This window comes from Streptomyces xingningensis, from assembly GCF_054957865.1.
In genome coordinates this window covers 29,951-50,705 of sequence record NZ_JBDJPF010000054.1, presented here as the reverse complement: position 1 = coordinate 50,705, position 20,755 = coordinate 29,951, and the positions used below count along the sequence as shown (strand labels likewise).

At 73.5% G+C, this 20,755-nt stretch carries 19 protein-coding genes; 10 read left to right on the top strand and 9 right to left on the bottom strand.

Annotated elements, in window-relative coordinates; all coding sequences use genetic code 11:
- Nucleotides 1-168 precede the first annotated feature (168 nt).
- The 3 genes from ABCR83_RS24610 (at nt 169) to purU (ending at nt 2,893) form a co-directional block, all read left to right on the top strand.
- Nucleotides 169-1,413, top strand: a complete 1,245-nt coding sequence (locus ABCR83_RS24610) for a hypothetical protein (RefSeq protein WP_462697350.1) — start codon at nt 169-171, stop codon at nt 1,411-1,413.
- Nucleotides 1,414-1,485: 72 nt separating this feature from the next.
- Nucleotides 1,486-1,929 (top strand): SCO4402 family protein, encoded by a 444-nt coding sequence (locus ABCR83_RS24605; RefSeq protein ID WP_462697353.1) that lies wholly within the window; start codon nt 1,486-1,488, stop codon nt 1,927-1,929.
- A gap of 82 nt (nt 1,930-2,011) precedes the next feature.
- On the top strand, nt 2,012-2,893 hold the full coding sequence (purU, locus tag ABCR83_RS24600) for a formyltetrahydrofolate deformylase (protein WP_462697349.1): 882 nt from the start codon (nt 2,012-2,014) through the stop codon (nt 2,891-2,893).
- Nucleotides 2,894-2,927: 34 nt separating this feature from the next.
- Here purU and ABCR83_RS24595 read toward each other — a convergent pair whose 3' ends face one another.
- Both ABCR83_RS24595 and ABCR83_RS24590 read right to left on the bottom strand, forming a co-directional pair.
- Entirely contained in the window at nt 2,928-4,058 is a 1,131-nt protein-coding gene (locus ABCR83_RS24595; RefSeq protein ID WP_462697348.1) for a maleylpyruvate isomerase N-terminal domain-containing protein, read from the bottom strand.
- Nucleotides 4,055-4,627 (bottom strand): sigma-70 family RNA polymerase sigma factor, encoded by a 573-nt coding sequence (locus ABCR83_RS24590; RefSeq protein WP_462697347.1) that lies wholly within the window; start codon nt 4,625-4,627, stop codon nt 4,055-4,057. Before ABCR83_RS24590 ends, ABCR83_RS24595 begins: the two co-directional genes overlap by 4 nt.
- Nucleotides 4,628-5,077: 450 nt before the next feature.
- On the opposite strand from ABCR83_RS24590, the gene ABCR83_RS24585 reads away from it, so the two are divergent.
- On the top strand, nt 5,078-5,452 hold the full coding sequence (locus ABCR83_RS24585; protein WP_462697346.1) for an STAS domain-containing protein: 375 nt from the start codon (nt 5,078-5,080) through the stop codon (nt 5,450-5,452).
- Between the two features lie 54 nt (nt 5,453-5,506).
- Here the strand turns inward: ABCR83_RS24585 and ABCR83_RS24580 are convergent, their stop codons facing one another.
- A complete protein-coding gene (locus ABCR83_RS24580) occupies nt 5,507-6,637 on the bottom strand; it encodes a sensor histidine kinase (protein WP_462697345.1) in 1,131 nt (376 codons plus the stop codon).
- Nucleotides 6,634-7,320 carry a response regulator gene (locus ABCR83_RS24575; protein ID WP_462697344.1) on the bottom strand — a complete coding sequence of 229 codons (687 nt, stop codon included), beginning with the start codon at nt 7,318-7,320 and terminating at the stop codon, nt 6,634-6,636. The genes ABCR83_RS24580 and ABCR83_RS24575 overlap by 4 nt, the downstream gene beginning before the upstream one ends.
- A gap of 205 nt (nt 7,321-7,525) precedes the next feature.
- On the opposite strand from ABCR83_RS24575, the gene ABCR83_RS24570 reads away from it, so the two are divergent.
- Entirely contained in the window at nt 7,526-8,356 is an 831-nt protein-coding gene (locus ABCR83_RS24570) for a DUF4344 domain-containing metallopeptidase (protein WP_462697343.1), read from the top strand.
- A 14-nt stretch (nt 8,357-8,370) separates the two neighbouring features.
- Here ABCR83_RS24570 and ABCR83_RS24565 read toward each other — a convergent pair whose 3' ends face one another.
- On the bottom strand, nt 8,371-9,564 hold the full coding sequence (locus ABCR83_RS24565; protein WP_462697342.1) for a tetratricopeptide repeat protein: 1,194 nt from the start codon (nt 9,562-9,564) through the stop codon (nt 8,371-8,373).
- Nucleotides 9,565-9,666: 102 nt separating this feature from the next.
- A complete protein-coding gene (locus ABCR83_RS24560) occupies nt 9,667-10,857 on the bottom strand; it encodes a winged helix DNA-binding domain-containing protein (protein WP_462697341.1) in 1,191 nt (396 codons plus the stop codon).
- Nucleotides 10,858-11,043: 186 nt separating this feature from the next.
- Here ABCR83_RS24560 and ABCR83_RS24555 point away from each other — a divergent pair, with 186 nt between their 5' ends.
- Entirely contained in the window at nt 11,044-11,853 is an 810-nt protein-coding gene (locus ABCR83_RS24555; RefSeq protein WP_462697340.1) for a serine hydrolase domain-containing protein, read from the top strand.
- Between the two features lie 36 nt (nt 11,854-11,889).
- Here the strand turns inward: ABCR83_RS24555 and ABCR83_RS24550 are convergent, their stop codons facing one another.
- Nucleotides 11,890-12,783, bottom strand: coding sequence for a LysR family transcriptional regulator (locus tag ABCR83_RS24550; protein ID WP_462697339.1), 894 nt, complete (start codon nt 12,781-12,783; stop codon nt 11,890-11,892).
- A gap of 71 nt (nt 12,784-12,854) precedes the next feature.
- Between ABCR83_RS24550 and ABCR83_RS24545 the strand changes: the two genes are divergently transcribed.
- The 4 genes from ABCR83_RS24545 (at nt 12,855) to ABCR83_RS24530 (ending at nt 18,436) form a co-directional block, all read left to right on the top strand.
- Nucleotides 12,855-13,178: a hypothetical protein gene (locus ABCR83_RS24545; RefSeq protein WP_462697338.1), complete on the top strand. Its 324-nt coding sequence runs from the start codon at nt 12,855-12,857 to the stop codon at nt 13,176-13,178.
- Between the two features lie 57 nt (nt 13,179-13,235).
- Entirely contained in the window at nt 13,236-14,861 is a 1,626-nt protein-coding gene (locus tag ABCR83_RS24540; protein ID WP_462697337.1) for a serine/threonine-protein kinase, read from the top strand.
- Between the two features lie 129 nt (nt 14,862-14,990).
- The gene (locus tag ABCR83_RS24535) at nt 14,991-16,625 is read left to right on the top strand and encodes a succinic semialdehyde dehydrogenase (protein ID WP_462697336.1); all 1,635 of its coding nucleotides are present in this window, start codon (nt 14,991-14,993) and stop codon (nt 16,623-16,625) included.
- A 26-nt stretch (nt 16,626-16,651) separates the two neighbouring features.
- On the top strand, nt 16,652-18,436 hold the full coding sequence (locus ABCR83_RS24530; protein ID WP_462697335.1) for a GMC oxidoreductase: 1,785 nt from the start codon (nt 16,652-16,654) through the stop codon (nt 18,434-18,436).
- A 52-nt stretch (nt 18,437-18,488) separates the two neighbouring features.
- On the opposite strand, the gene ABCR83_RS24525 is transcribed toward ABCR83_RS24530, so the two are convergent.
- Together ABCR83_RS24525 and ABCR83_RS24520 are read right to left on the bottom strand one after the other, a co-directional pair.
- Entirely contained in the window at nt 18,489-19,496 is a 1,008-nt protein-coding gene (locus tag ABCR83_RS24525) for an LAETG motif-containing sortase-dependent surface protein (protein ID WP_462697334.1), read from the bottom strand.
- A 940-nt stretch (nt 19,497-20,436) separates the two neighbouring features.
- Complete coding sequence (locus ABCR83_RS24520; protein ID WP_462697333.1) at nt 20,437-20,724, bottom strand: chorismate mutase; 288 nt, start codon at nt 20,722-20,724, stop codon at nt 20,437-20,439.
- Between the last annotated feature and the right edge of the window lie 31 nt (nt 20,725-20,755).

Sequence of the window (20,755 nt, the reverse complement as noted above, 5' to 3'; positions counted from 1 at the left end):
GGCTCCCTCGCTTCATCTCATGCGCGCCAGCAAGCCCTTGGCATCAGTCATCTAGGGGGTGTCCGAGGGGGCGGGGCGGCGTGCGTACCGGGCGCACATGGCCGGTTGTCGGGACCAGCGGGTAGCGTGAGCTGCCGGTCATAATCCCGAACAGCCTGAGGAGTCCCGGTGACGCAGAGCGGACGCGGACAGGGAAACGAGCCGCAGCCCCCTGCGGCCCCGCCACCCGGCCGGCCATGGGGCGAGCCCTGGGGGCCGGGCGCGCAGCGCTCGCCCCTGCCCCCGGAGGTTCCGCCGCAGCCGCCGGTGCCGCCCGCACATCCGCCCGCGGCCGCGCCGGGCGACGCCGAGGCGACGCAGTACCTGCCGCCGGTGGGTGGCACGGGTGCGCCCCTGCCGCCCGCCTCGGCGCCGGGGGACGGTGAGGCGACCCGGTATCTGCCGCCGGTGGGTGGGGAGATATCGCATATATCCGGGATGCCCGGGCCCATGCCCGGTGCACCGGCGGGGGCGTTCGCCGAGGACGCCACCCAACTGCTGCCGCCGCAGGGCGGCGAGGCCACCCAGTACCTGCCCCCGGTGGGGAGCCCGGCCGGCGCGCCCCCGGCGGCGGGGGACCGGCCGCCGCCCGCGGAGTTCGACGGGCTGTTCCGCGCCTCGGAGCCCACCCGGCAACTCCCGCCCGTCCCGGCGCGGTCGGCGCCGCCCGCCGGGCCGCCCCTGCCGCCCGTCCCGGGCCCGGCCGCCGGGCCCGGCCCCAAGCCGAAGCGGAGCCGGACCAAGGTGCTGATCGGCGCCGGAGTGGCCGGCTGCGCCGTCGCCGGGCTCGCGGTCGGGGCGCTGCTCAGCGGCGGGGGAGGTGACAAGGGCGGGCAGCCGGGCAGCCCGCAGGCGGCCGTGAACGCCGAGCCCGGCAGCACGCCCTCCGCCTCCGCGTCCGCCAAGAAGCCGGCCGACCCGGCGGAAGGCCAGGCCAAGGCGCTGGACGCGCTGCTGAAGGACAGCGGCAACAGCCGGGACACCGTGATCAAGGCGGTGGATTCCACCAGGAGTTGCAAGGACCTCGGCCGGTCCGCCGGCGATCTGCGCACCGCCGCGAACGACCGCAACGCCCTGGTGACCCGGCTGGGAAAGACGGCCGTGGACAAGCTTCCCGGCCATGACGAGCTGTCGGCCCAGCTGACCAAGGCCTGGCAGTCGTCCGCCGCCGCGGACGGCCACTACGCCTCCTGGGCCGACCAGGCGGGCCGCAAGCACGGCTGCGCCAAGGACCGCGCCCGGCCCACCCGGGACAGCTCGGCCGGCGACAAGGCCAGCGGCGATGCGACGGCCGCCAAGAAGAAGGCCGCGGACCTCTGGAACCCGATCGCCAAGAAGTACGGGCTGCCCCAGCGCCAGTGGACGCAGCTATGAACCAAGAACGTACGATCGATTCTTGTGCAAGGTTCGGAGAAGTCTTCCCGTCGCGGCCGTCGCTCGACCACCATGGACGGCATGCCGCTCAATGACATGCCATGGTGGCGCTGGCGGGCGAACGTGCGCTCCGCGCTGCACATGCTCTCGGACCCGGGCTTCCAGCGCGAGTGCTGGCTGGCCGGGCACGAGGGGTACGGAGATGTGACGGACGCCGTCTACCGGCTGGTCGAGGACACCTGGCTGGACAACTGGTCGGCCGAGAAGTACGTCGGAACGGTCTTCCGGGACTCGGGCGAGGCCGCGCTGGTGGATGTCGCGGTGCTGCGGGTGCTGCGGATCATGCACCAGGTCGGCGCCGATGCCCCGGTCTCGGCCTACCTGGAGCACCACGGCTGGCCCGAGGCGGTACGGGCCGCCCGTGAGGCGCATGTCCGGCTGGCGGCGAGCGACGGGGACGACTCGGACGTGCCGCCGCGCTCGCTGCCCGTGCTGGCCATGCTGACCCGAGCCTGACGGCCTGGTCGGCGGCCGCCGGGCGGTCCGAGCGGAATCGAACGGTCCGGGCGGGCCGGCGGGTGTGCGACGCTATTGGGCTATGAACGCCTCGCAGCCGGCCCGGCCCGAACCGTCGGAACAGTACGTCCTCACCCTCTCCTGCCCGGACAAGCGGGGCATTGTGCACGCGGTGTCCAGCTACCTCTTCATGACCGGCTGCAACATCGAGGACAGCCAACAGTTCGGTGACCACGACACCGGGCTCTTCTTCATGCGGGTGCACTTCGGCGCGGAGGCGCCGGTGACGCTGGAGAAGCTGCGGGCCAGCTTCGCGGCGGTCGGGGACTCCTTCCAGATGGACTGGCAGATCCACCGCGCCGACCAGAAGATGCGGATCGTGCTGATGGTGTCGAAGTTCGGGCACTGCCTCAACGACCTGCTCTTCCGCTCCCGCATCGGGGCCCTTCCGGTGGAGATCGCCGCGGTGGTCTCCAACCACACCGACTTCGCCGAGCTGGTCGGCTCGTATGGCATCCCCTTCCACCACATTCCGGTGGCCAGGGAGAACAAGCCGGAGGCGGAGGCGAAGCTGCTGGAGCTGGTCCGCGCCGAGAAGGTCGAGCTGGTGGTGCTCGCCCGCTATATGCAGGTGCTTTCCGACGACCTCTGCAAGGAGCTGTCGGGGCGGATCATCAACATCCACCACTCCTTCCTGCCGAGCTTCAAGGGCGCCAAGCCCTACCACCAGGCGCACGCGCGCGGGGTCAAGCTGATCGGGGCCACCGCGCACTATGTGACCGCCGATCTGGACGAGGGGCCGATCATCGAGCAGGAGGTCGAGCGGGTGGGTCACGAAGTGACCCCCGAGCAGCTGGTCGCGGTGGGGCGCGATGTGGAGTGCCAGGCGCTCGCCCGCGCCGTGAAGTGGCACAGCGAGCACCGGGTGCTCCTCAACGGCCGGCGTACGGTCGTCTTCGCCTAGGGTTCGCCTTCGCCTAGGGTTCGCCCGGGGGCGGTCAGAGCCTGGACAGTGAGGCCGTCGCGAAGAGCACATCGCGGATCGCCTCGGGGTCGCCGTCCTGCCCGGCGGCCGCCTCCTGTGGCGCTATGTGGCCCGCTGCCAGCTGGCAGAACTCGACGCCCTCCAGCGCCACATGGGCCACCTCCGATTCCCGGGTGGCGGTGGCCGTGGGGGAGTCGAGCGCGATGTACCAGTGGCCGCCGCCGCGGCCCTCGATCTCCAGGTGCAGGGTGCGGCCCGGTGCGTCCGCCGTGCGCAGCAGGTGCGGCGGCGGAGCGAGCCCGGCCCGGCGACGCCGGTCGATCGCATCGGGCAGCAGCCGGGCGGCGAGGTCGATCATGTGGTTGAGGTGCGACGCGGCGGGCGGGCCGTAGGGGTAGTCGACGGCCTCGGCGATGTCCTCGGCGTGCACCCAGCACTCGAAGGCGCGGTCCAGGAAGGCATCGCACAGCGGCAGGCTGAACGCGCCGTATGCCACGGTCCGTTCGGCGACCGTGCCCTCGGCGAAGGAGACGGCCCGGGTCAGGGCGTGCCCCTGGTCGCGCCAGCGGCCGCGCACGGTGGCGGGCGGCTGGTCGGTGGCCCAGCAGGCCTCGGCGCGCTCGGCGGGGGAGCCGGCCGGGGCCGGGAGGCCGAGCGCGTCGGCGACCAGGCCGTCCACCGCGGTGAGGTGGGCGATCACGGTGGCCACCGTGGCGTCGCGGGCCGCGGTGCGCCGGCCGTCGAACCAGGTGAGCCGCACCGGTGCCCGCCAGTCCGCCTCGTCGATGTCATGGAGCAGGGCGTCCAGCCGGGCGGTCTCCGCCGCGTAGGGCGCGGCCCAGCCGGGCACCGGGATCCGGGCCGGGCGGCGGCCGAGACAGTGCGAGAGCACCCGGGAGCGCAGCGCCGGATCGAGGTCGAGGCTGTCCTCGGGGTGCAGCAGCGCGACCGCGTCGCGCAGCCGGACGGCCTCCTCGGCGCAGCCCGCGCAGTCCGTCAGGTGCTCCTCGACGGCCGCGGTCTCCTCGCCGGAACAGGCGGCCAGTGCCCAGGCGCCGAGCAGCGACTTGAGCAGCCGGTGCGTCGGGGGCCGGGACGTGCCGTCCACGGTGGTGGTGCGGGGTGCGGGGACGGCGGCGCTCATCGTCGGCTCCCGGCGCCCGGTGGCGCGATGGCGTGGTGTTTGCGGGGGCCCTGGTGGGCGGTGGAGAGCAGTTGCAGCCCGAGGCGGAGCCGGCGGCGGGCCTCCTCCTCGGTGACGCCGAGGCTGGCGGCGGCCCGGCAGTAGTCGAGGCGGCGGAAGTAGGCGAGGTCGAGGGCTTCGCGCAGGGGCGTGGGCATGGCGGAGACGATGTAGTCGGCGCGGGCGGCGGCGGAGGCCGCATGGACCTTCTCGTCGACCTCGCCCGGGGTGGACTCGCCGTCGCTCTCCGAGCGGCGCAGCCGGCCCACGGCCTGCCGGTGGGTGAGCGAGGCGATCCAGGAGCGCAGCGGGCCGTCCTTGGGGTTGTAGGCCTCGGGGTGCTCCCAGAGGTAGCCGAAGACCTCGCGGGTGACCCGGTCGGCGCCGCTCTCTTCGCCCAGGACCCGGTGGGCAAGGCCGTGCACCAGGGAGGCGAAGCGGTCGTACAGCTCGCCGAGGGCGGCTTCCTCGCCGTGCGCGAGCCGTTGCTGCATCTTGCGGTCCCAGCGGGGTGGTGCGTCGTTCGCCATGCTGCCTCCTCCGTCCGTGTTGGCGCTCACCCAGGTGGCTCGCATGGGTGTACGTCGTACTGGTGCCCAGAAGTGCTTGTGCCCACTGTCACATGCTCATCGAATCTAGGCGGTGGGTCTGACGGAGATCGCTCCTTCGGGGGCAATTCCGGGAAGACCGGCTCGCCAAGTGGTTGCAGATGGTAGGGCTATGTTCGCTTTGCGCTGATCTGGCCGATCGGTGTGGATCAGACCTGCCCGAATGTGCCGATGTGTTATGCGGGTGTGACCGCATATCCGGGGGAGAAGGCCTCGAGCTGGGCATAGGCTCAACGGCGGTCGGTTTATGCCAGGCGGCAGATTCACCGGGGCGGGTGAGGGATCTGCGCCCCGCATCAGGGAGGCGCACGCCGGGCGGCCATGCCGCGGAAGGGCTCATTCCGGAGAACGACGAGTGAAGGGCTCGAGCGCGTGACGTTGAAGGTGTCGGAGCACGAGCAGGGAAACTGGGCCGTGCTCGAGGTCTGTGGCGAGATGGATCTGGTGACCGCGCCCGCGGTCCGGCAGCGGGTGCACGAGGCGGTCGCCGAGGGGCGGCGGAGCCTGGTGCTCGACCTCGGCGGGGTTCGCTTCTGTGACTCCAGCGGCGTGGGTGTGCTGATCGCCGCCCGTCGGCTGATGCGCTCCTGCCAGGGCCGACTGCGGCTGATACTGCCCGCTCAGGGCGCCGTCGAGGGGTCGCATGTCAACCGGGTGCTGGCCGCCCTGGGTGTGCGCCGGCTCTTTGAGGTCTACCCGGACCTGGCCAGCGCGACCGCCGAGAACGCCGGGCCGCTCTCCGCCTGAGCGCTCCGCCGGACGCCCCATGCATATCAAACGACGCATCAACGACTCAGGTCACTAGCGCAGCTCCTGGGGCGGGAAGTCGGCGCGCACGGTGAAGCCGCCGTCCGCCGTCGGCCGGGCGTCCAGCGTCCCGCCCAGGCTCTGGGCCCGCTCGCGCAGCCCCACCAGCCCGTGCCCGCCGCCGGGCAGTCCGGGGGCCGGTGCGGCCGCGTCCGCCGGGCCGTTGCGGATCTCGACCCGCAGCCCGCCGTCCGGTTCGCTCACCCGCACCCGCACCTTGGACCCCGGCGCATGCTTGCGCACATTGGTGAGTGCCTCCTGCACCGTGCGGAAGGCCGCGCGCTCCACGGCCTCGGAGCGCTCCGCCGCCGGGTCCGTCTCGTTCGCATAGGTCACATCGAGGGCGCTCAGCTCGATCAGCCGGGGCAGGTCGCCCAGCTTGGGCTGCGGGGTGAGCTCCTCGGTGTCGGCGCCCGCCGCCCGCAGGATGCCGACCATGTGGCGCAGCTCGTCCAGGGTCCGTACGGACAGGTCGCGGATCGTCCGGGCGCTGTCCCGCGCCCGTGGGTCCTCGGTGCTGACCTGTACGGCTCCGGCCTGCAGGCTGATCAGGCTGACCTGGTGGGCGACGACATCGTGCATCTCCCGGGCGAGCCGGGCCCGCTCGGTGGCCAGCACCTGGTCGGCGAGCAGCCGGTCCTCGCGGTCCCGGCTGCGGGTCAGTTCGTCCAGCCGGCGGGCCAGTTCGCGGCGGGTGCGGGCCAGCAGGCCGCCCGCGATGGGGGCGGCCGCGATGACGACGGCGTTGACCAGGTCCAGGGCCAGCACCCGCCGGTCGTCCAGCGGGAGGTCGGAGACGGGGTACGGCAGGAAGTGGACGACGGCGAACAGCAGCCACATCGCCACCAGCAGCTTGCGGTCCGGCCTGCGGACGGCCGCCACCGTGTAGAGCGCGATCAGCGGCGCGAACCAGATATAGCCGATGTAGATGCCGGGCAGCGTGGCGAGGAAGACGGCGACGGGGAAGCGCCGCCGCCACAGCAGGACGAACGCGGCGCACAGCGACAGTGCCATCGGGAGCCCGAAGTCGGTCCCGTGCACCAGGAACGCATCGGCGGTGGCCAGCAGCACCGGTGCCAGGACCGGCACCCGGGCGGCCACCGGGCGGCGGGCGGTCCGGCTCATGGCGCGCCGCCCTGCCGGGGCCCACCGCCGTCCGGGCCGTGGCCGCCGAGCAGCCCGGCCCGGTCGGCGACGACCGCCGCCTGCACCCGGTTGAGCCCGCCCAGCTTGTCGAGGACCGCGCGCACATGGTCCTTGACCGTGCTGGGGGCCAGGCCCAGGCGCTCGGCGATCTGGGGATTGGCGAGGCCCGCGCCGACCTGGGCCAGCACCTCCCGCTCGCGCGGGGTCAGCGCGCACACCGCCCGGGCCGCCGAGGCCTCGGCCTCGGTGGCCAGATAGCCGCCGATCACCGCCCGGGTCACCCCGGGATCCAGCACGCTGCCACCGGCCGCGAGCGTCCGCACCGCCCGTACCAGCTGCTCCGGATCGGTGTCCTTGAGCAGGAAGCCCGAGGCCCCGGAGGACAGTGCGGCGGCGAGGTACTCGTCGGCGTCGAAGGTGGTCAGCATGGCAACGGCGGGCGGGTGCGGGGCGGCGCGGAGCGCGCCGAGCACGGTCAGGCCGGAGACATCCGGCATCCGGATGTCCAGCAGGACGACATCGGGCTCGCCCGCCAGGATGGTGTCCACAGCCTCGCCGCCACCGCAGTCCGCGATGACCTCGATGTCCGGGGCCGTGCCCAGGATCATCCGCAGCCCGGACCGGACCAGCTGTTCGTCGTCCACCACCGCAACACGGATCACCGCGTTTCCTGTCTCTCTGCGTTTTTCTGTGCTTTTCTGCGTTTCTGCGCCTTCGCGGTCTTCGCACCGGAAGTCGTCGTCTGCCACGGTGCCGCCGCACCTCCAGCCTGCCGCACTGGCCCGAGAAAAGCGGAGCCTGATACTCCACCGGCAGCCGGGCCGGCGGATTTCCCCTCCTGGCCGGCCGTCAGGCAGAGTGCTGTACATGCTGCATCACCCCGGGGCCGTGTCCCGCAGGCCGGCCCGTGTCCGGCAGGCCCGTACGCTCGTCACCGCCACCGTCTGCGCGCTGCTGGCCACGGCCTGCAGCGGCAAGCCCGCGTCCTCCGACTCCCGTGGCGCGAGCGGCGGTCTGTCCGTCTCCTACGAGGCACCGGGGCGCGGCGGCGCCGACGAGCGGGCCTTTCTGCGGGACCGCAAGCTGCCGGAGAAGGTGGCCGAGGACCTCAACGGCGCCCTGCGCCTGTCGAAGCGGATCGAGATAGTGGGCCGTAGCTGCCGGGGGGACAACTACCCCGAGTACGACCCGGACACCGGCCGGATCGTCCTCTGCTACGACTACATAGCCGACGTTCGCTCGGCGTTCGAGGACGCCAAGGCCCCCGACCCCGACCGGCAGACCGCCGGAGTCGTCACCGAGTCGCTCTACCACGAGGCCGCCCACGGCCTCATCCACCAGCTGGAGCTGGCCTTCACCGGCCATGAGGAGGACGTCGCCGACCAGTTCGCGGCGTACCGGATGATCCCGCAGGGCGCCGGGGGCCGGGCCGCGCTGCTGGCCGCCGCCGACAACTACGCGCAGGAGGCCGAGGACGGCGACCCCGAGGACTACGACCCCTCCGACGAGCATGCGCCGGACGCCGTCCGCGCCGCCAACTACCGCTGCTACCTGTATGGCGCCGCGCCCACCGACCGCCGCAGCAAGGAGCTTGTCGACGGCACGCTGCTGAGCGACGAGCGGGCCGAGCAGTGCCGCGACGAGTACCGCGACCTGCGGCGCGGCTGGGACCGGCTGCTGGCCCCGCACACCGCCTAGATCTTCGGCACCCCCTAGCCCCACGGCCGGTACGGTGGCGACGGCGCGGCCGGGCCCAGCGTGGTGGTGCCGGGCGGCGGCCGGTGGCCCAGCCCGGTGCGGTAGGCGTCCAGCGCCGCGTCCGTACGGCCGCCACGCCGCAGCAGATCGCCCAGCAGCCGGCACAGATCGGTGAGGTCGCCCGCCGCACCGGTCCGCTCCAGCAGGGAGAGCGCCGCGCAATAGTGCTCCTCGGCCGCCTCGGTATCGCCGCGCTCCTCCGCGAACAGCCCCAGCAGCCGGTGCGCGCCGCCCGCGTGCACCGCGCCCCGGTCGGCCCCGAGGGCCGACCCCGCCAGCAGCGGGCGCAGCAGTTCCACCGCCTCGGCCGCCTTGCCCCGCCGCCGCAGGACGTCCGCCAGCTCCACCTCGACCTGCCCGGTGAACAGCGCGGCGCGCTTGGCGGCCAGCATGTCGCGGGCGGTGCGCAGTTCGTGTTCCGCCGTGCGCAGACTGCCGTCCTGCGCGTGCGCATAGCCGCGCATCCAGTGACAGTGCGCCAGTTCGGTGCGGCTGTGCAACCGTTCACAGAGCCCCTGGGCCTTGGCCAGCGAGACATGGGCCTCCGCGATCCGGCCCGCGGCGATCAGGGCGCGGGCCACTCCCCGGTGGGTGCCCGCCACCAGCGCAGGGTTGTCCACCCGAGGCGCGAGGGCGAGTGCCCGCGCCGCGGCGTGCGCGGCGCGCGCATGCGCCCCCATGTCCATATACGGGGCGATGGCCGCGGTGTAGAGCGGCAGCAGGGTGTCCGGGGCATGCGGTCCGGAGGCGGCCAGTTCCTCGATGGCCGTCTCCAGGAGGTGGCAGGCGTAGCGCAGTTCGCCCGCCAGCAGATGTGCGGTGGCGCGGCCGCGCAGCGCCGGGACCCGGCGCGGCAACGGCTCGTCGGCGAGCAGCAGTTCGGCCTCCGCGAAGTGGTCGCGGGCATCGGTCAGTTCGCCGGATTCCAGGGCACAGTCCCCCAGCCCCTGGAGCGCGGCGGCCTGCTCGGACACCAGCGCGAGCGCGGCCGCCGCCTCCCGTACGGCGCGGAACAGCGCGGCCGCGTCCTCGGCGGCGCCGGTGGCCAGCGTGTGCCGCGCCCCGGCCAGCCGCGTCGCGAAGTCGGCCGGCTCGGGCGCCGGTATGCCATGGGTACGGTTCTCGGCCACGTCCACCCCTCGGTACATGACGCGGTGGGTCAAGCGGCGGGTTGCGCCCGCATGAGGTCATCCTGCCCGGAACGGGCGCATTCCGCCCACGCCTCGCGCCCCCCGTGCCCGCGGGGTGGGCTACCGCGTCAACTCCCGCTCCAGCGGCGTCCGGAACCGTGGCGTCACCCGCACCGCCCCGAGCCAGCCGGACAGCCGCCCGGCCTCCGCTTCGATCGCCGCGGCCGCCTCCCGCCCCGGGTCCGTCAGCGCCCGCCACACCACCTCGCCGTCGGCGCGCTGCGCCCAGCCGCCCACGATGCGGCCGTTCCACCACACGGTGGGGCCGATGTTGCCCGCGCGGTCGAAGAGCGCCGGGATGTCGGCCGGGGACAGATACCAGTCGCGGTCGCGCCAGCCCATGGCGGTCGGGTCGAGCCCGGGCAGCAGGGCCGCCCACGGGGCGGGCCGCCCCGCGGGGCCGGGGTGGTCCAGGTCGCCGGGCAGGGCCCAGCCGGTGCCCGCCGTCAGCTCCACCTCCACCGCGCCGGCCTCGGCGATCGCCTTGCGGGTGTCGCCCAGCGTCCAGCCGGTCCACCACTTCAGGTCCGCCTCCGTCGCCGGGCCGTAGGAGGCGAGCCAGCGCCGTGCCAGCTCCGTCTTCGCCTCCCGCACCGGCAGCTCCGGCAGCCGGGGCGCGGGCGCCCAGGGATAGCTGCTGCTGGTCCAGGACCCGCGCGGACGGGCCCGCCGCACGTGCCCGTCGGAGGCCAGCAGCCGCAGCACCCGGCTGCCCACGCTCTGCCGGGCCTCGTACGGCTTGCCCCGTGCCACGACGATCGTCTCCCGCAGGGCCGGTACGGCCTTGCCCAGCTCGGCCGTGGTGGCCTCGCCGTGCTCGGCGAGCGCCGCGAGGACCTCGCGCTCGGTCCCGGCGAGCCCGTCCTCGTCCCAGCGCGAGGGGTCCTCGGCGTTCTCGCGCAGGAACTTCAGCAGGTTCCGGCGTTCCCGGGCGGCGATCGCCCGGGCCGTCGAGGAGCTGACGTACGGGGCGAGCCCGGTCGTCACGGCAAACAGGGTGTGCCGCATGGAGAGCAGCTTGACGAGCGTCACATCCTCGTACAGCCCCCGCTCCACCTCCGCCGCCGACGGCTCGGCCAACCGGGCGCAGGCGGACAGATATACGGTCGCCGCGTCCGTGGCGTGCAGCCCCACCAGGGCGTCGGCCACCTCCTCGACGGAGGCGGCGTGGTGCTCGGGTGCGAGAAGGTGCCGTCGGCCGAGACGGGCCCGGCGCTGTTCGTCGGTGATACGGGGGCGGGAGCTGCTCATGGGGGGAGCGTAGAGGCCACCCAGGTCAAATCCTGACCTAGTTCCTCGGCGTTCCCCCGGCGTTCCCCGGCGTTCCCCCGGCCTTGTGCCGGGGTGGTGCCTCCGGGGGAACCCCGAGGGGAGGTCAGGGGTGAGTGGGGGCTGCCCCGGATGGGACGACGGCCCCGGCTCGACAGACTGATCAGCATGACGATCACGAAGCCGAACGCCAGCCCGACCGGCCGCCGTGGCAGCTGGCTCGGGGCAGCAAGTGCCGCACTGCTGGCCGCGGTTGGCGGCGCGAGCGCCGATCCCGCCGGTGCCGTGCCGCCGCTCGACCGGGAGGCGCTGCGGCGGGCGATGGACGAGCTGCCCGGCGGCGAGGTGACGGGGGCGCTGATACGCGTCGCCGGGGCGGACGGGCACTGGTGGGGCGCGTCCGGGGTGGCCGACCGGGGCACGGGGGAACCGGTGCGCTCCGGTGCGCCGTTCCGGATCGGCGGTCTCACCCGGCTCTTCACCGGCACGGTGCTGCTGCGGCTGGCGGTGGAGCACCGTGCCGATCCGGCGGCGGCCGGGGCACTGCTCCACCAGGCCACCGACTTCCCCGCGGCCGCGGCGTTCATCGAGGAGACGACCGGCCGCTCCTGCGCACAGGAAATACGGTCCCGTGTCATCAAGCCCCTGGGCCTGGGCGGGACGGCCGCGCCGGAGGACTGGGCGCGGGGCGGCATGGTCTCCACGGCGGCCGATCTGGACCGCTTGGTGACCGGGCTGCTGGGGGGCCGACTGCTCCCGCCGGAGCAGCAGGACGCGCTGTTCGAGCGTTTGGTGCTGCCGGGCGGCACGGAGATCCGGGGGGTGACGGCCGCCGGAGCCGGTCATGCGCACGGGGTCTTCGCCACCCGCGATCTCTCCCGCCGCCTGGTCTGCTCGCTCAACCTCGCGGAGCCGGCCGGCGAAGCCGGGCCGCCGCATCTCTCCCGCATGGCGACCGCGGCGTTCGGGCGGCGGTAAGGCACCCGGGCAAGGCATCCGGGCAAGGCATCCGGCTCAGCCGACGGCACCCGTACCCCACCGGCGGGCCGCGACGGCACCGGCCGTCCGGGCGAAGGCCGCGACGGCCAGGGAGCGGCTGTGTTCCGGCCACGCCAGCACCAGGGTGCTCGGCGCGGCATCGGTCACCGGCACGCACACCAGGCCGTGGCGCAGGGGCGCGAGGACGGACTCCGGCAGCACCGCCACGGTCCGGCCGAGAGTGATCAGCTGGACCAGCTGCACCAGGTCACTCACCTCCGGCCCGGTCGCGCGGCCCGGCATTCCGTCCGCCGCCCCGCCCAGGGGCAGTCCGTGCCACCGCGGCAGGGGCTCACCGCGCAGCTCGGCCAGCCGCAGGGACGCCCGCCCGGCCAGCGGGTGTTCTCCGGGCAGCACCGCGACCCTCGGCTCGACCAGCAACTCCTCGAAGTCGAGGCCCCGCAGATCGTCCAGCGGGCTGTGCAGCAGTGCCGCGTCCGCCTCCCCGGCCCGCAGCATGCGCGCCCGGTCACCGGAGTCCGCGAGGACCACCTCGACCGCCGGCGCGTCGGGTTCGCCGCCATGGGCGGCCAGGATCCCGGGCAGCAGCCCGCCGTCCCCGCCCGCCTTCATCACCAGCCGCAGAGCCGGACCGTGCTGCCCGGCCGCCCGCCGCGTCCGGTGCACGGCGGCGGCGACCGCGTCCAGCGCCAGCCGGCCTTCGCGGGCCAGTACCTCACCGGCCGGGGTCAAAGCGGTGCTGCGGCTGTCGCGTTCGAGCAGCTGGACGCCCATGCGGCGCTCCAGCCGCCGGATGGTCCTGGACAGCCCGGGCTGGGCGATCCCCAGCCGGGCGGCGGCCCTGCCGAAATGCAGTTCCTCGGCCACCGCCAGGAAACAGGCGAGCTCTCGTGTCTCCAGCTGGTCCATTCCATAAGGGTATCGACCGAGACCGAACGGTTCTTGGCCGAAGTCCCGGGCCCGGTGATGGACTTCCGGGCATGATCCTCCACACGCTGATCTACGCATTCTCCCCGTCCATGACCGAGCAGGACCGCGGCGGCTTCTTCACCGAACTGCACGACATCGTCATGCGGTCCGGGCTCGCCGAGGAGTTCACCCACCAGCTCCATCTGCCGCTGCCCATGGACGAGTACGCACCGGTGTTCGCCGCCGATGCGGTCGCCCAGATCACCTGCAAGGACCTCGAGACCCTGCAGGCGCTGTCCGGCCTGGCGGAGTTGCAGTCCTTCATCGCCCGCCGGCAGGCCCTGGCCCCCTATCGGACGGTGTGGGTCAACCACCGGCCGGCGTCCGCCGGCTGACCGCGCCCGCCCGCCGCCGCACCCCCGCGCGACGACCCCGTGGGGCAAGATGTGGCCATGGGGAGCTTCGCTGCACACGGCGGCGCACAGGGCGATGTGATCGCGGGCCGCTACCGGCTCGGGCAGCAGATCGGACGCGGTGGCATGGGCACCGTATGGCGTGCCACCGATGAGCTGCTCGGCCGTGAAGTGGCGGTCAAGGAGCTGCACATCGACGACGGTGCCTCGGCCGGCCACCGCGACCTGACGCTGCGCGAGGCCCGCACGGTGGCGCTGATCAAACATCCGAATGTGATGGTCCTGCACGACATCGTCGAGCAGGACGGGCGGCCCTGGATCGTCATGGAGCTGGTGGACGGCTGTTCGCTGTCCGATCGGCTGGCGGCCGACGGCCCCCTCGACGCCCGGGAAGCGGCCCGGATCGGGGTCGCCATGCTGGGCGCGCTGCGCGCGGCCCACGCCCGCGGGGTGCTGCACCGGGACATCAAGCCGCCGAACGTCCTCCTGGAGGCGGGCACCGGCCGGGTGGTGCTCACCGACTTCGGCATCGCCCGGGTGCCCGGAGCCACCACCATCACGGAGGCCGGGGCCTTCGTCGGCTCGCCGGAATACACCGCGCCGGAGCGGATGTCGGGCGGCCGGGCGGGGCCGGAGTCGGACCTGTGGTCGCTGGGCGTGCTGCTGTGCACGGCGCTCAGCGGCGCATCGCCGTTTCACCGCGACTCCCTCGGCGGCATCCTGCACGCGGTGGTCTATGACGAGATCCGCCCGCCGGAGTGCGCCGGGCCGCTGCTGCCGGTCGTCCGGGGCCTGTTGGAGCGCGACCCGGAGCGGCGGCTGGGCGCGGACGAGGCGGAGCGGCTGCTGCTCGCCTACCTGGAGACGGGGCGGGTGCCCACCGGCTCCGTCCACTACAGCCCGACCCAGCGCAGCGTGCCCACTCCGGTGCCCCGGCCCACGGCACCCCCGTCCACGGCACCTCCGCCCGCCGCGGACCCGCCGCCCCGGACCCGTGCCGCCCGGGTGCGTACCGCGCTCCTGGCGGCCCTGGCACTGGTGACCCTCGCCGGGCTGGGCGCCGGCGCGGCCACTCTGCTGATGGACAAGGACGACGACGCCCGGCAGGACGCCAAACCGGCCCGCTCGGCGGGCGTTTCGGCGGGCGTCCCCGGCGCGGCGGGCGCTCCGTCCGCGCCGCGGACCGGAGCCCCGGCCACCACCGGGGCCGCCGCCCCGGACGGCTACCACCTGGTGCAGGACCCGGCGGGCTTCTCGTTCGCCGTCCCCGACGGGTATGTCCGCTCGCTGGAACCGCCGCGGGTCTTCTACAAGTCGCCCGACGGGGAGTTCCGCATCGGCGTGCTCATCCAGGACCCGGTGGACGGCGGCCCGGCCGCCGTGATGCGCAGGCTGGCCGCCGGCGCCCCGGACGAGTACCCCGGCTACCGGGACGGCCGGACCGCGCCGACCAGGCACAACGGAAAGGACGCCGCCTCCTGGGAGTTCACCTGGAACGGCAATGACGAGATGCCGGGCCCCCGCCACACCTATGACATCAGCTGGAACGAGGCGGACAAGATGTACGACCTGTGGGTCTCCTCGCGGGTGGCCAAGTCGGCGCAGGGACACCGGGAGTTCGAAACCGCGCTGTCGACCTTCGTCCGCACCGAACCGATCTCCTGACCGCCGGTGAACCTGTCCGCCGGCGAACCCCTTCCATCGGTGAGCCCCTCCACCGATGAGCCCCTCCATCCGTGAAAAATGGCTACTGGCGGGTACCCAAGCGTGCGGGGCCCGTTTACGCTCGCCCTCATGACCGACTCGCGGCACGGCTCAACGGCGGCGCAACCACCGGAGGACAGGGTTCCAGGCGGCAATCCGGCCGCACCGGCCGGCGGTCGCACCGCCGCCGATGTGGTCACCCCCGGGCTCGTCGCCCGCCTCACCCACGGCGTGACCGGCTCCGGCACCACCGCCTGCCACACGCCGTTCACCGGCAAGGTCCTCGCGGAGCTGCCCGAGGCCACCCCCGAGGACGTCGCCGAGGCGTTCGTCCGGGCCCGCGAGGCGCAGCGCCACTGGGCCGCCGTGCCCGTACGACAGCGCGCCGCCGTCCTGTTGCGCTTCCATGACCTGCTGCTGAGCCGCCAGTCGGAGATCCTGGACCTGATCCAGCTCGAGACCGGCAAGGCACGCCTGCACGCCCACGAGGAGGTGCAGTCGGTGGCCGTCGCGGCCCGTCACTACGGGCGCCAGGGCCCCGCCTATGTACGGCCGAAGCGGCACACCGGGGTGCTGCCGGTGCTCACCAGGGTCACCGAACTGCGCTGCCCGCGCGGGGTGGTGGGCCAGATCTCGCCCTGGAACTACCCGCTGGAACTGTCCGTCGGCGATGCCCTGCCGGCCCTGGTGACCGGCAACGCCGTGGTGATGAAGCCGGACACCGAGACGGCGCTCACCGCCCTGTGGGCCCGCCAACTGCTCATCGAGGCGGGCCTGCCGGCCGCCGCCTGGCAGATCGTGCTGGGGGAGGGCCCGGTAGTGGGCCCCGCCGTCGTCGCCCACGCCGACTACGTCACCTTCACCGGCTCCACCCGCACCGGCCGCGAGGTCGCCCGGGGCGCCGCCGCCCGGCTGGTCGGCTGCTCGCTCGAACTCGGCGGCAAGAACGCCATGCTGGTCCTCCAGGATGCCGATGTGGACAAGGCCGCGGCGGGTGCGGTACGCGGCTGCTTCTCCTCCGCGGGCCAACTGTGCATCTCCATCGAGCGGCTGTATGTGCACACCTCGATCGCGGACGACTTCCTCGAGCGCTTCGCCGCCCGCACCAAGGCGATGCGGCTGGGCCCGGCCCTCGCCTATGGCGCCGACATGGGATCGCTGGCCTCCGAGCGGCAGCTGGCGGCCGTCGTCCGGCATGTCGACGAGGCCGTGGGCAAGGGTGCCGTGCTGGTGGCCGGTGGCCGCCAACGCCCGGACCTCGGGCCGCTGTTCTACGAGCCGACCATCCTCGACGGCGTCGAAGAGTCCATGGCGGTGTGCGCCGAGGAGACCTTCGGCCCGGTGGTGTCCGTCTATCGCTTCGACGACGAGAGCGAGGCGGTCGACCGGGCCAACTCCACCCCGTACGGTCTCAATGCGAGCGTCTGGACCAGGGACGGCCGGCGCGGCCGCGCCATCGCCGCCCGGCTGCGCACCGGCACGGTCAACGTCAACGAGTCCTATGCGGCCGCCTATGGCAGCGCCCGGGCGCCGATGGGCGGCATGGGCGAGTCCGGCCTGGGCCGTCGGCACGGCTCGGCGGGCATTCTCAAATACACCGAGGCCCAGACCGTCGCACACCAGCGACTGGTGCCGCTGGCCCCGTCCTTCGGGCTGGACGACCAGGCGTACGCGCGGCTGATGACGGGCGGGCTGCGGGCGCTGAAGGCCCTTCGCCTGCGCTGACCGGGACTACCCACGGAGGTTTTCAGGTGCCGGAGTTCGACTATGACGTCATCGTCGTCGGCTCGGGGTTCGGTGGCGCGGTGTCCGCCCTCCGGCTGACCGAGAAGGGCTACCGGGTGGGGGTGCTGGAGGCGGGCCGCCGCTTCACCCCCGACACCCTCCCCAGGAACTCCTGGGACCTGCGCAACTATCTCTGGGCGCCCGCCCTCGGCCTCTACGGCATCCAGCGCGTCCACCTGCTCGGCAAGGTGATGGTCCTGGCGGGCGCCGGCGTCGGCGGGGGCTCGCTCAACTACGCCAACACGCTGTACGTACCGCCCAAGGCCTTCTTCGACGACCCGCAGTGGGCGGACATCACCGACTGGCAGCGGGAACTGGCGCCCTACTACGAGCAGGCGCGGCGCATGCTGGGGGTGCGCCTCAACCCGACGATGACCCCCTCGGACGTCCACCTCAAGGCGGCGGCCGAACGGATGGGCATCGGGCACACCTTCCACCCGGCGCCGGTAGGGGTGTTCTTCGGGGACGGCCGGGACGGCGACGGCACGGTGCGCGCCCGGCCCGGCGAGGAGGTCCCCGATCCCTACTTCGGCGGCGCGGGCCCCGGCCGCCGGGCCTGTACCGAGTGCGGCGAGTGCATGACCGGCTGCCGCCACGGCGCGAAGAACACCCTCAACGAGAACTACCTCCACCTCGCCGAGCGGGCCGGGGCCGTCATCCACCCGCTGACCACCGTGGTCGCGGTCGGCGAACACCCGGACGGCGGCCACCGGGTGGTCACCGTCCCGACCGACCGGCGGCGGGCGAAGCCCCGGGTGCTGCGCGCGGAACGGGTGGTGCTCGCGGCCGGCACCTATGGCACCCAGACACTGCTGCACACCATGAAGGACAAGGGGCTGCTGCCCGCGCTCTCCGACCGGCTGGGCCACCTGACCCGTACCAACTCCGAGGCCCTGGTCGGTGCCCAGACCGACGACCGCCGCTACCGCAAGGCGCACGGCGCCCGGTCGGTCGACTTCACCCGGGGCGTGGCGATCACCTCCTCGGTGCACCCCGACGCCAACACCCATATCGAGCCGGTCCGTTACGGCAAGGGGTCCAATGCGATGGGCGCCCTGTCCATCCTGCAGGTGCCGGTGGGCGGCCGGGCGCCGCGCGCGGTGGCCTTCGCGGGCCACTGTGTGCGCCACCCGCTGCTGCTGCTGCGCTCGCTCTCCAACCGGCGCTGGTCCGAGCGCACCATCATCGGCCTGGTGATGCAGTCACTGGACAACTCCCTGACCACCTACCGGCGGACCGGCCGCCCGGGCCGGGGGCTGCTCACCGCCCGGCAGGGCCACGGTGCCCCCAACCCCCGGCAGATCCCCGAGGCCACCGAGGCGGCCACCCAACTCGCGCGGGAGATCAACGGGTTCGCGGGCAGCAATGTGGGCGAGCTGATCGGCACCCCGCTCACCGCCCACTTCCTGGGCGGCTGCCCCATGGGGTCCGACCGGTCGCGCGGGGTCATCGACCCCTACCACCGGCTGTACGGCCACCCGGGCATCTCGGTCGTCGACGGCTCGGCCGTCTCCGCCAACCTCGGCGTCAACCCGTCCCTGACCATCACGGCCCAGGCGGAACGCGCCATGTCGTTCTGGCCCAACAAGGGCGAGGTGGACCCCCGCCCGGCGCAGGGCGGGGGCTATGAGCGGGTGGCGGCGGTGGAGCCCCGGCACCCGGCGGTGCCGGCCGACGCCTTCGCCGCACTGCGCCTGCCGTTCCTGGAGGTACCCAAGGTGCCGAAGCGCCCCGGCCCGTCCAGGGATTGAGAGCGGGATTGAGGGCGGTACCGAGGGCGGGACCGAGGGGCGCGGGCCTCAACTATGCGCCGTCCCCCGCCGACTTGCGCCGTCGCGCCACCACTATCGCCCCCGCACCGGCCAGCACGGCGACCCCGCTGATAGCGGCGACCGTGGGCATCGAGGACGAGGAGCCGGTCCTGGCGAGTTCACCGGTGACCGGCAGCTTCGACAGACCGCCCTGCGGGGCGGGCCGGTTGTCGCCGCCGGACGGGCCCGGCCGCCGGCCGGTCGGCTTGGAATCACCGTCACTCCCCGGCCTGCTGCCTGCCGCCAGCACCTCGAAGGGGTAGTAGGCACCCTCGGAGTAGCCGCACTTCCGGTCGGCGTTCTGGTAGTAACCGACCTGGAACGCGGCCCCGTACCCGGCGGGTGCCTTGGCGTCGATGCGCAGCCGGAGTCGGGCGTCGGCGTACTCGCGGGGCTTGAGACTGTGGACCTCGGCGAAGTAGCCGGACCCCCTGGGAATGGTCTGCCACTGCCCGGCGGCGGGGTTGAACCACTGCAGCGTCAGATGCTCGCTGGTCTGCCGCTCGGAGCCGCCCTTGAAGCTGTAGGCCTCCACATAGGCGGCGACTGAGTGCAGTTCCCGGTCGGAGGTGTTGGTTGCCCGGTAGGCGAACTCGTGCCAGCCGGAACCGGCGACGATCTCGCCCGCCAGACCGCGCAGTTCGGTGCGCAACAGCCTGGAGTCGATCTCGCAGGGGTCCTGGGTCCGGGTCGGTGTGCCCGTCGCGGAGGGGGATGCCGAGGCCGTCGCGGACGGCGACGCGGTCGCCGTGCGGGTCGGTGCCGGGGAGCTCGTCGTGGGGGACGCCGTGGGCGACGCCCCCGACGTGGGGGTCTTGCCGTCGGCCGGGGTCGCGGTCGATGGGGGCGTCGCGGTCGATGTGGTTGTGGAAGTCGCGGTCGTGGTCGGCGTCGCGCCCGGGGACTCCGGCGCCGCAAAGGCGGACGGAGCGGTACAGAGCGCGGCGGGACCGATGGCAGCCGTGGCGGCCACGGTCACCAGAGCGCGGCGAAGCTTCATGGAGACCTCTCCGGGGTCCTGGGTGAAAGGCCGCCGCGGCGTGGGGGAGAACGCGGTGAGGCCCGTGCAGGGGCACGTAGATGACCAGTCGACCCATCGAAAGGTTGTATGTAACCCAAGGCGGGCGATATGTGATTGATCTCATACGCGCGTAGGTCGCCCGGTGATCGCCCGGTGATCGACGGCAGGCGAAGGGCCCCGGGCCGTCTACGCGGGGGCGTGCGGGCGGCCTCGGGGCCCTTGACTGCCGGCACCGAGGTCAGGGCGGTTCGGTGCCGCGGAGCGACGCCGGGGGGAGCGCCGCAGGCTGAGAAGTGGTCGGACCAATGGCGGTATGGAGCAAGGGACTTGGTGTTCCCTTTGCATCGTGGGGTATGGGCCCGGCCGACGCAACCGTTTAGGCCGGATACGGTCGGTTCCAGGCGTCCCTGGAACCGACCGCACCTGGATGGCGACCGGGCTGCTGTCCCCTGCTGCCCGGCCACCGCGCCACCGGAGCGCGGTCCCACGACGCGCGTGATCGCGCGTCTCGCACTCCGGTGGATCCGCCCTGTCGTTGCGGGCGCCCAGATGAACAGGGGCGGAGACCACGCGTGGATTTCTGGGGGTCCCCCTGCTCAGTGGGGTCTCCCCTGCTCAATGGGGTCTCCCCTGCTCAATGGGGTCTCCCCTGCTCGAGCGAAGCCGAGAGCTTGGGGAAGAAGCCGAGAGCCTGGGGAAGGAGCCGAGAGCTTGGGGGAGGGCCGCTCCTGGCTGGTGCGGACACCGTCTCCAACGAAGGGTGTCCCGAGGCGGTCACGCGCCGTACGGGTGACGGCCGGGGCCCCGGTTTACGGCTGTTTCCCCGGCGATGCCGGTCCGGATGCCTCCGGGGATCCGCGGTTTCGGCCGGGAGCCCGGGGGTGTCCCCCGGGGCAGCGCGGCACGGCCTCCGGGCCCGTCAGGCCCGCCCCCGGCACAGCTCCAGCAGCGTCATCGCCAGCGCCGTGCCGCTCCTGCCGAGCTGCCCGCGGTAGTGGTTGAGGATCTCCAGCTCGCGGGACAGGTTGACCCGGCGCCCACCGGAGCCGATGCGCTCGCGCTGGATCGCCGCCGAGACGGCCATCCGCTCCTGCACCAGCCCGATGATCCGGCCGTCGAGGTCGTCGATCCGCTCCCGGGCGCCGGTGATCATGTCTGCCGCCTTGTCGGTGCGTGCGCCGGTGTCCGTGACCGTCCGGTTGCTCATGTCCGTGTCTCCTCGGGGATCTCGTGAGATC

What these genes read in the sequence shown, in the direction of transcription:
- purU (WP_462697349.1), top strand. Translation starts at nt 2,012, where the DNA reads ATGAACGCCTCGCAGCCGGCCCGGCCCGAACCGTCGGAACAGTACGTC.
- ABCR83_RS24595 (WP_462697348.1), bottom strand. Translation starts at nt 4,058, where the DNA reads ATGAGCGCCGCCGTCCCCGCACCCCGCACCACCACCGTGGACGGCACG.
- ABCR83_RS24580 (WP_462697345.1), bottom strand. Translation starts at nt 6,637, where the DNA reads ATGAGCCGGACCGCCCGCCGCCCGGTGGCCGCCCGGGTGCCGGTCCTG.
- ABCR83_RS24555 (WP_462697340.1), top strand. Translation starts at nt 11,044, where the DNA reads ATGACGATCACGAAGCCGAACGCCAGCCCGACCGGCCGCCGTGGCAGC.
- ABCR83_RS24565 (WP_462697342.1), bottom strand. Translation starts at nt 9,564, where the DNA reads ATGTACCGAGGGGTGGACGTGGCCGAGAACCGTACCCATGGCATACCG.
- ABCR83_RS24525 (WP_462697334.1), bottom strand. Translation starts at nt 19,496, where the DNA reads ATGAAGCTTCGCCGCGCTCTGGTGACCGTGGCCGCCACGGCTGCCATC.
- ABCR83_RS24605 (WP_462697353.1), top strand. Translation starts at nt 1,486, where the DNA reads ATGGACGGCATGCCGCTCAATGACATGCCATGGTGGCGCTGGCGGGCG.
- ABCR83_RS24570 (WP_462697343.1), top strand. Translation starts at nt 7,526, where the DNA reads ATGCTGCATCACCCCGGGGCCGTGTCCCGCAGGCCGGCCCGTGTCCGG.
- ABCR83_RS24550 (WP_462697339.1), bottom strand. Translation starts at nt 12,783, where the DNA reads ATGGACCAGCTGGAGACACGAGAGCTCGCCTGTTTCCTGGCGGTGGCC.
- ABCR83_RS24535 (WP_462697336.1), top strand. Translation starts at nt 14,991, where the DNA reads ATGACCGACTCGCGGCACGGCTCAACGGCGGCGCAACCACCGGAGGAC.
- ABCR83_RS24540 (WP_462697337.1), top strand. Translation starts at nt 13,236, where the DNA reads ATGGGGAGCTTCGCTGCACACGGCGGCGCACAGGGCGATGTGATCGCG.
- ABCR83_RS24560 (WP_462697341.1), bottom strand. Translation starts at nt 10,857, where the DNA reads ATGAGCAGCTCCCGCCCCCGTATCACCGACGAACAGCGCCGGGCCCGT.
- ABCR83_RS24520 (WP_462697333.1), bottom strand. Translation starts at nt 20,724, where the DNA reads ATGAGCAACCGGACGGTCACGGACACCGGCGCACGCACCGACAAGGCG.
- ABCR83_RS24545 (WP_462697338.1), top strand. Translation starts at nt 12,855, where the DNA reads ATGATCCTCCACACGCTGATCTACGCATTCTCCCCGTCCATGACCGAG.
- ABCR83_RS24590 (WP_462697347.1), bottom strand. Translation starts at nt 4,627, where the DNA reads ATGGCGAACGACGCACCACCCCGCTGGGACCGCAAGATGCAGCAACGG.